Genomic DNA, 8278 nt, shown 5'->3' with positions numbered 1-8278 from the left:
AGTTCATGGTTGCAATCTCACTTTGGTCGGTGGATAAAGACTTTGATGCTAGCGCATCTAGGTCTTTTTTTCACCTCATATTTGGTATTGCACTTCATGTGTTAATCTAAGAGTTTTAACATTTTTACCAGTAAGGCTTTAATCATTCAATGACAACGGATGTCATTTATTATGTCTACCAAGGAGAATGTAAAATGTCTAAATCCAAACTATATAGGCTATCCAAGATTTCATTGGCGCTCACAGCTTTATCTTTATCATCGCTTGCGGGCGCGGCAGGATTAGATCGTTCTGGTCAAGCGAGCGAAGATTTTAGTTCTAGTGGCACATTAGCCTACGCCAGTGCCTATACGATTAGTCCTGATATCTCTGGGGTAGAGTCAAACGATGACCAAATAGGAGATCTTGGAGAGCGGTATGAAGGCTACGCTTATGGCGTAAAAACGGACATCAATGATAGATTCAGTGTGGGGGTTTTTTATGATCAACCTTTCGGCGCTAAAATTCTTTACCAAGGTGATAACTCCTTAACTAATCTCAATGCTCCTGACAATGACAGCAAACAGACGGCGGTCGATGTTAGTTCAGATAATTTTACGGGCTTATTAGGCGTAAATTTGGGAGCAAACAACAACTTCAAAATATACGGTGGGCCAGTCCTACAAAAGATTGAAGGGGAATTGAGAATTCGTGGTAAAAACCCTGCGCTAAGAGCGGTTGATAATTACACGCTGCAAATAGCAAAAAATGATGCTTATGGCTATATGGTAGGAGCTGCTTATCTCAAGCCTGAAATCGGTCTGAAGGCAGCGATTACTTATCGTTCAGAAATTGATCATGACGTGAAGTATGCAGAGTCTATGCCAATTGTCAATGCACTACCGCCGTTACTAACACAATCATTAGGATTAAGCGCTACCCAAACCAAAGAAAAAGAGCTCACCACGCCTAAATCAATAAATATTGACTTTCAAACGGGGCTTAATCCCACTACATTATTAATCGCGAAAGCACGCTGGGTTCCTTGGAGTGATTTTGAAATAGCGCCACCATTGTTGGATAAAAATGGCGTCGCTTTAAATGCGTTACAAGGTAATACTGTCGATCAAGTGAAGCTTTTGGAATATGACGACGACTCTTACATGTTAGAGCTGGGACTTGGCAAGCGTCTTACCCCAAAGCTTGCGGTATCAGGTTCAATCGGTTGGGATAGTGGCGCTGGTAATCCAGTATCACCTTTAGGGCCTACAGAAGGATATTATAGCGTTGGACTTGGTGCAAAATATAACCTTACGCCTGAGTGGGCAGTTTCTGTCGGTGGTAAGTATCTGATGTTAGGTGATGCGGAGGGTTTATTGGCTGCTAGCGGTACAAAAATTGGTAAATTCGAAGACAATGATGCTTATATTGTGGGCATGAAACTATCCTATGCCGCACAATAAACTGCTGTAAGTTGATGATGTATTGTCTGAGCTATGCATAGCTATAAGTCTTTAATCAGAAAGGGTTATAGCTCATTATTTATTATGTGAAAAATTATATAGTCGATGCCAAATAAAATGGATGCATTATTTAGTATCTCGAAACGGGCACAAATTTTTCTGGCTTGCTGTGCCTACGCCGACAGAGGCTACAAAAAATCTATCCCAGTCTCGCTGTATCTTTTTCACATTGGACTGACTATATCTCTGATTATGGTATTTAAGTAATAGATAACTCAGGCTTAGACATCGAGCGCCATAATATGTTAAATAGAGCATCAAAATTATCATTTAGCGGTACGTTTGCTTGACGAACCGTATGCATAATACCAAGGCGACTGATAAACCCCATAAAGACATCAAATAGAATATACAGTGGCACTGTATCAACCAGCACCCCTCGCTTTTGACCATCCTGTAGTACACTCAAAAAAGCATCAATAAGCTCTTTATTCTTATAGATAGCAATGTTATGAAAACGCGCTATTGAGACTTTGGATAACACCATCACGGCATCAGGCTGGGTATCTACAAAATCCAAGCATACCCATAACGTCTTACGTAAACGATCCTCTACGCTATCAATACCTTGTAGATGATCCATCATTCTTGCCGCTAGTCTTCCAAGCACTATATCCATAATGGTATAGAGTACCGTTTGCTTATCACCAAAATACTTATAGAGCGTTTGCAACGACACATTTGCCGTATTAGCAATCTGTATCATAGTGATATCATTGGCATCATTACCGGCGAAGAGTTGGCGCACCGCTTTTTCTATTTTGTCTAAAGTAGCAGATCGCATCTCGCTTAATGGTGCTACAGCTGTACTCTGACTGTCTGATTTAGATATCTCGTTTTTAATTTTGCTATTTTTTTTACTGATGCCCGTCTCTGCGTCTGGCTTCGATTTTGGTCGAGAATTTTTCATAGCTTATTTTCCAGGGATAAAAGTAGTTTTTAGCCTTTAAGAATTGAATTTGAGGGTTGTGGTAATTTTAATTACTATTATAATATAATTGGTTGCTAATACTAGTTATATTTTATAATATCGTACTGTAAGAGTAGTGATATTGGGATGAATAATTCATGGGATAGCCTGAATATAAAGGTAATTTATATTACTGTTTTATTATATTTTCATATTATTCTATTGGTATACCCTTCGGTTGAATTAAATACATGCCTTAGCATAAACCATATTTTATATACTCAGTAAGTACCTGCTCAAAATTGATACTATCAAGGAAGATAATATGACGATTAATTGCTTCAAGCCTAGCTGGATGAACGAAGAGATTGAGATGCTGCATGAGAGTGCGCTCAAGCTGTTCAAAAGTTGGGAGCAGCATGACGAGAGATGGCGCGACGATGGCATGCTCGATCGTAAAGCTTGGATAGAGGCGGGCGAGATGGGTTTTTTATGTGCTTCCATGCCAGAAGAGTATGGCGGTGCAGGCGGAGATTTTCGTCATGAAACGGCGCTTATTTATGCGCAAGCCGAAGCCAACATGTCTGGGTTTGGAGGCTCTTTGCACTCAGGTATTGTCGCCCCTTATATTTTACATCACGGTACAGAAACACAAAAACAAGAATGGCTACCCAAAATGGCGACGGGTGCGCTTATCGGTGCGATTGCCATGACGGAACCGGGTACCGGATCTGATCTACAAAACATCAAGACTTATGCGATAAAAGAGGGTGACGATTATATTATCAACGGTTCAAAGACCTTTATTACTAACGGTCAGTTGGGTAATTTAATCATAGTTGCTTGTAAGACTGATAAAGATGAAGGCGCAAAAGGCGTGTCATTGATCGTCGTCGAGACGGATAATGCTCCAGGGTTTGAGCGCGGTAAAAAACTCAAAAAGCTCGGTATGGCGTCGCAGGATACCTCTGAGCTTTTCTTTACTAATATGCGAGTGCCACAAAAGAATCTGCTTGGTACCGTTGAAGGTATGGGTTTTATGCAGCTCATGCAAGAGCTGCCACAAGAGCGTCTGTTAGTAGCATTAGCAGGGGTTGGTGCGATGAAGCTAGCATTAGATCTCACCATTGATTATACCAAGGAGCGCACTGCTTTTGGCAAGCCAGTATGGGGATTCCAGAACACTCGATTCAAATTAGCGGAGTGCAACAGTCATTATATTGCTTCCAGTGCACTTTGCGATGCCGCTATCGAAGCGCTACTGAAAAAAGAGCTTACCGTACAACACGCCGCCTTGATTAAATATTGGGTGACCGAAAAGCAATGCATCGTCATGGATGAGTGCGTGCAACTATTTGGCGGCTACGGCTATATGATGGAATACCCAATTGCTAGGCTATATGCTGATGCACGAGTACAAAAAATCTACGGCGGTACCAATGAGATCATGAAGGAGCTGGCATCAAGATTTATGTAAAAAATTATATATGTAATTACTATCTTATATAAATGATTGTGCAATAATAAACTTTCATAATAATATTAAAGTTAGAGCTGTTAATTAAACTAATTAATCTGTATATAAGGTTTGAAAAATAATTGGGAAAATATAACTAATTAATTTTTTAATAAATAATTTGAGCTATTAAAAAAGCAGTTGATCTATATAAAATATAATATTAACCGCTTTTATATATCAGTAAATCATTTATAAAAATATTTTATAAAACCGGCTAATGAAAACGAATATAAGTTAGAGTCTGTAAAATATAACGGGTCTTAAATAGTAATAATTTGAAGGCTGTTATTATCGTTCCAGTGAACTATTAAGCATATAAATTTCGTGCCTCCACTGCATTCGACTCTGCTAATGATAGATTTATTTGTCCTTTATGACCGATACTTTTACCCTGTTTTGCCATTATGACTGCTGCTATTTTTTCAGCAATCATAATGGTTGGCGCGTTGGTATTAGCACTAATTAAAGTCGGCATGATTGACGCATCTACTACTCGTAAGCCTTCAATACCGCGCACTTTGCATTCCAAATCAACGACTGACTCAGCATCTGAACCCATACGGCAAGTACCTACTGGATGATAAACCGTGTCTGATTTACTACGAATATAGTCTAGAAGGCCATATTTTTCGATATGCTTGCCAGCGTAATCTTCTTTGATATGTTTTGCTATCGGCGCTTCTTGCATAATTTTACGCGTGCGCTCGCCACCTGCCAACATCACTTCGATATCTTTAGGATGCGATAAGAAATTAGGATCAATCAAAGGATAATCTTTTGGATTAGCAGAGGCCAAGCGCACGGTACCTCGGGATTTTGGACGCAAGCAGCAACTGTGTACGGTAACACCATTACCCCATTTAATATCGCGACCATGATCACTCACTCGCGCGATGATAAAATGTAGCTGAGTATCTGGCCACTCAGGGTCGCCATCCTCCATAGCCGTAAAAAAAGCACCTGCTTCGGAGAAGTTGGTGGAAAGAATACCGCCGCCTTCTTTTTTCCATTGTGGCAAGGCTTTTAACAGTCGACTACCTGCGCCAAAACCAATGCCAAAAACATCTTTGGTATACACTTCGTAATCAAAGACGACATCTAAATGGTCTTGTAGATTTTCACCGACATTGGGCGAGTCATAGATGACCTCGATACCATGCTGCTGCAAATGCTCAGCAGGACCAATACCAGACAACATTAGCATTTGCGGTGACCCAAAGGCACCACCGCATAAAATGACTTCAGAGTGAGCCTTGACCGTCTTTTCTTCACCATGCTGGCGAAAGACGACACCAGTAGCCCGCTTGTTTTCGATAATAACGCGTGAGCCTAGCGCATTGGTAATGACCGTTAAATTAGCGCGATCCTCTACAGGATGGACGTAGGCGGCGGCAGTAGAGCAGCGCTGACCTTGCTTTTCATCATGAAAAAGGGTGACTTGGTAGAGGCCTGCGCCTATTTGACTGGGACCATTGAAATCATTATTTTCTGGCAAACCATTCGCTACAGCAGCGGCGATAAAGTCGCTTGAGATGCCGCGAGGGCTTAGTTGTTCTGTCACATGTAAAGGACCGCTATCGCCATGGTATTCACTAGCACCATGGACATTATTTTCTGCTTTTTTAAAGTAGGGTAAGACATCTTTAAAGCCCCATCCAGAACAGCCCATCTGCTCCCAAAGGTCATAGTCTCTAGGGTTGCCACGAGTATAGACCATGCCATTGATTGCTGAGGACCCTCCTAGACAAAGACCACGTGGCTGAAAGCCTTTGCGGTCATTGAGATGACGCTGAGCAGTAGTGCCAAAGCACCAATTATTTAATTTAAAAGGCTTGCCCGGGACCATTAATACCATGCCAGCTGGTACACGGATAGCTTGGCTCTTGCCATCGCCGCCGTATTCTAATAGACAAACACTGATGTTTGGATCTTCTGAAAGACGACTAGCAAGAACGCATCCTGCCGAACCGCCACCAACGATGACGTAATCAAATTCCATTTTTGAATTCCCTTTCGCTTCCATGCGATTAAATAATGTTGATATTTGAGAGTAGGCTAGCCACTCAATTATTCGTGTAGACAGCTGTTTTAACCTGTAATAGGCGTTAAAAACGATAGTAATTATTCTGAATACGCTCGTATTCCGAAGTATCTATGCGAGTGAGTTTATGATCTTTAGGTAAGTGAACCCACAGCTCATCCTCCGTTTTGACAGGATTAAAGGCGATATCTTTTAGGCTGTTTTTCTTATATTTAAAGGTGCCTGTCGTCTCAATTGTTTTAAGCTCACGAACGAACAAAGGCTGCGCATAACTAGGCAGATATTTGCTTAATGCCAACAAAAAATCGATTTGGAAGGCTTCATTAAATATGACGCTATCCTCCAAGGTGATCGCCGCCATGCATGCGCGCCCGTTGGTGCCTATAATCTCGACGCCATAGACGATTGCTTCACTAATACCGCTTAAATCGGCAATAATACTTTCCACTTCAGTGGTAGAGACATTCTCGCCTTTCCAGCGAAAAGTATCGCCAACACGATCGACGAATTGCGTGTGCCTATAACCAATATCACGCATGATGTCGCCCGTGTTGAAATAAGCATCACCTTTCATAAAAACATCTTTGAGGATTTTTTCTTGCGTTTTGTCTTTGTCAGTATAGCCATCAAAGGGGGTTTTGTCGTTGATTTCACCCAATAATAGTCCCATCTCACCTCGACCAATCAAGGTCATAAAACCTTCTTTGTCACGGATAGGCTGATCTGTTTCTTGATCATAAGCCACTATTTTAAAGGGAACAGGGCAGAGACCTACCGTATTATCAAAATTTAACAAGTTAGAAAAGCCTATATTGCTCTCGCTGGCGCCATAAATCTCAAGCACCTCTTTGATGCCAAAACGAGTTTTAAAATCTTTCCAAATGCTAGGCCGTAAGCCGTTGCCAATCACTTTGGTAATGCGATTATTCTTCTCGTGTTCACAAAGCGGCGTATCGATAAGATAACGGCAAAGCTCTCCAACATAACCAAAGCTTGTGGCCTCAAATTTTTTGATATCGCTCCAAAAGCTACTCGCAGAGAATTTACGTTGTAGCGCAAAAGAGCCACCTCCCGCAATCACGCAGCTCCAGCAGACAATCATTGCCGTAGCATGATAGAGCGGTAGAGTCACATATAGAGTGTCATGCTTATTAAGATTAAAGAAGTGCCCAAAAAAGCCATAGGCTTTCATCCAACGGCCATGATTGACGATGACGGCTTTGGGCATACCCGTAGTGCCTGAGGTAAAGAGGTAAAATAAAGGATCTTTTAAAAAAACGTTTTTGCTAGTGTCAGGGCAGTGCTTGGAGTGCTCGTGAATAGCAGGGCCGATAGACATCATGCCGCTCGGCGTAGGTTGAGTATCGGTTTTATGATTAAAAGTATCGCTATCGTCCCACCAAAAATAGCACTCTTCAGGCACGTCAAGCTCTGAGCGAACGTCTTGAAAGGCAGCAGTCAATTCAGCGCCTATAATGAGTATCTTTGGTTTGACTAGGCTTACACTATGGATTAACACTTTGCCGGTTTGAGAGGTATTGATCAGAGCGACAACCGTGCCAGTTTTGGCAGCAGCCAGACAAGCACAAAGCATCTCTGGACGGTTTTCTAAAGCAACCCCGATCACATCACCCTTAATCAGCCCTAAACTCTGTAAATAATTAGCCAACTGGTTAGACCACTCATCAAGCTGTTGATAGGTCAGTTGTAAGTCTTCATATTTAATGGCAATGCCTGACGGATTTGACTTGATGACCTTAGCAAAGGTAAACCCAAGCCCAGTATGGACATCGGTATCTTCATTAGTAGCGTAGCGCAATCCTCTAACGATTTTGGGTAGTTTTGAGATGAGGCTGGGGAGTCTACCGAGCATTTTAGGTAAAGTAATGAGTTCAAGGTGCTGCGAAGTCATAAGATATCCTTATCTTAAGAGGAATTGAGTAGCCGCCATCATCGTGACAATTATTCATGAATAAAAAGTCACCATAAATCAAGCAAATCTCGCTCACAAGCTTAGGTAAAAATAATTATTGATAACTACCAATAAAATATACAATGTACAAGGTTGAATGGGGAGGTTAAATAATTTTCTTTACAAGTATTAATATTTTTTTATTAAATAGGAGTGAAGATTGTAAAGATAAAACCAATTAATTTAACTATATTTTTAAATTAGTATACACTTGTTAGTTAATATAAAAAACTTTATAATTAAAATATATTGGAATGATAGCTTATCTAATAAAGTTCTTTTATTCATAATATTTGAGTTATTTCTAATCAAAAAATATTGTTATTAATAGAAT

At 40.8% G+C, this 8278-nt stretch carries 5 protein-coding genes; 2 read left to right on the top strand and 3 right to left on the bottom strand.

The genetic code is table 11. From position 1 onward, the window contains the following. Nucleotides 1–194: 194 nt before the first annotated feature. Nucleotides 195–1442: an OmpP1/FadL family transporter gene (locus HQR03_RS07780; protein WP_173239777.1), complete on the top strand. Its 1248-nt coding sequence runs from the start codon at nucleotides 195–197 to the stop codon at nucleotides 1440–1442. Nucleotides 1443–1701: 259 nt separating this feature from the next. Here the strand turns inward: HQR03_RS07780 and HQR03_RS07775 are convergent, their stop codons facing one another. Continuing rightward, nucleotides 1702–2412: a TetR/AcrR family transcriptional regulator gene (locus tag HQR03_RS07775; protein WP_173239776.1), complete on the bottom strand. Its 711-nt coding sequence runs from the start codon at nucleotides 2410–2412 to the stop codon at nucleotides 1702–1704. A gap of 325 nt (nucleotides 2413–2737) precedes the next feature. On the opposite strand from HQR03_RS07775, the gene HQR03_RS07770 reads away from it, so the two are divergent. Continuing rightward, entirely contained in the window at nucleotides 2738–3889 is a 1152-nt protein-coding gene (locus HQR03_RS07770; protein ID WP_173239775.1) for an acyl-CoA dehydrogenase family protein, read from the top strand. 349 nt (nucleotides 3890–4238) lie between these two features. On the opposite strand, the gene HQR03_RS07765 is transcribed toward HQR03_RS07770, so the two are convergent. Further along, entirely contained in the window at nucleotides 4239–5954 is a 1716-nt protein-coding gene (locus HQR03_RS07765) for a GMC family oxidoreductase (protein ID WP_217271567.1), read from the bottom strand. Nucleotides 5955–6036: 82 nt separating this feature from the next. Next, nucleotides 6037–7884, bottom strand: a complete 1848-nt coding sequence (locus tag HQR03_RS07760) for a long-chain-acyl-CoA synthetase (protein ID WP_173239773.1) — start codon at nucleotides 7882–7884, stop codon at nucleotides 6037–6039. Between the last annotated feature and the right edge of the window lie 394 nt (nucleotides 7885–8278).

It is taken from the genome of Psychrobacter okhotskensis (genome assembly GCF_013248965.1).
Classification (GTDB): domain Bacteria; phylum Pseudomonadota; class Gammaproteobacteria; order Pseudomonadales; family Moraxellaceae; genus Psychrobacter; species Psychrobacter okhotskensis.
The sequence above is the reverse complement of the archived record's forward strand: the minus strand, read 5'-3'. Positions and strand labels throughout refer to the sequence as shown.